Raw genomic sequence first — 1,217 nt, forward strand, 5'->3', positions numbered from 1 at the left:
AGGCAGCACCGCGTGGCGCAGCACCGTCCCGATCAGCGGAACCGCCGGCTATCATTACCCGTCGCCAAGGCTTGCCCTTGCCATCTCCGCGCTGCCGGCGGTTCCGCTGATCGGGACGGTGCTGCGCCACGCGGTGCTGCCTTCGCTGGTCAGGCTGAACTGGCGCTGGGCGATGAAGAAGATTTTTCATCCGGCAACGATCGCGATCCCTTTCGCGACAACGACAAGAGGGTTGGCGAGCCGGCCCTCGCAACTGCGATCCATCTCCGCTGAATCCTTCCTGATGCTGGCATCGGCACTTTTCCCAAATCGCCGATATGCCGAAATCGCCGTCCCTGTCGGGATAATTGCCGGCGCGGGCGACCAGCTGTTCGATGCCAAGACCGAGGCGCTGCGGTTGCAAGACGAGATAAGCCATTCACTTCTGGATATCGTCCCGGGTGCCGGACATATGGTGCATCAAAGCAATCCGAAGGCGGTCCTAGCGATGATCGACAAGGTTGCGGCTTTTGCCAATATTGGTGACATGGCGAAGCACCGGCTCGTACGACATGATTAAGTGCGCGGCCCGCGGAATAAAGTAATACGGCCGAGGTTCGGCGGGCTTCCAACGGAGAACCAGCCGCGTTTTTTTACCGACAAGAAATTGCAATTCCCGGCCAGGGTGGGAAAGCCGAACCCTGTCTCCGCGCGCGCTGCAGCAGGCAATCGGTGGCGCAAAACCCGAACACGGAGGAACTTTCCCGTGGGTGCGGCTTTATCATCGTAATTTCAAGCGATTGCAACGAGTGGAAGATGTTGCGCACCGTTGCCCGGCCGTGCCGGGCCCTCCTGCCTCTGCTGGCGCTGGCGCTTGCCTCCTGCTCCTCGTCTGAAACCGTCGACCAGCAATCGAAGCTTGCAGCCTCGACGGCACAGTCGGCGGTGCTGGTAAGTGATGCCTGGCTCGCCGGCGCCGCGCCGTCCCGCTACGCATCGTCCGCCTTGCAATCCTTTGCCGAGACACTCGACGACGCCGGCCGGCAAGTGCAATCGGCGTCGCCGTCCGACCGGGCAAAGCGGGATGCGCTGGCAGAGGTTCTCAGCCGGCTGTCGAACGCGGCAAGGCGGGCCAAGGACGCGGTCGAGGCCGGACAGTACGCCGGGGCCAGCCAGGCGCAGCAGGAACTTCGCGCCGCGCAAGGCGACCTCGCCGCCGCCTATCGACAATATCTGTC

Annotated in this window: 1 protein-coding gene and 1 pseudogene; both read left to right on the top strand. The window is 62.9% G+C overall.

All coding sequences use genetic code 11. The annotated features are described in order from the left end of the window. Window positions 1–559, top strand: a pseudogene (locus EOA28_RS39330) (alpha/beta fold hydrolase); the annotation flags it as partial. Window positions 560–795: 236 nt separating this feature from the next. After that, a partial coding sequence (locus tag EOA28_RS36290) for a hypothetical protein (protein ID WP_128315868.1) occupies window positions 796–1,217 on the top strand: 422 nt, incomplete at its 3' end.

The sequence above is a fragment of the Mesorhizobium sp. M2A.F.Ca.ET.067.02.1.1 genome, from assembly GCF_004023285.1.
Lineage (GTDB): Bacteria > Pseudomonadota > Alphaproteobacteria > Rhizobiales > Rhizobiaceae > Mesorhizobium.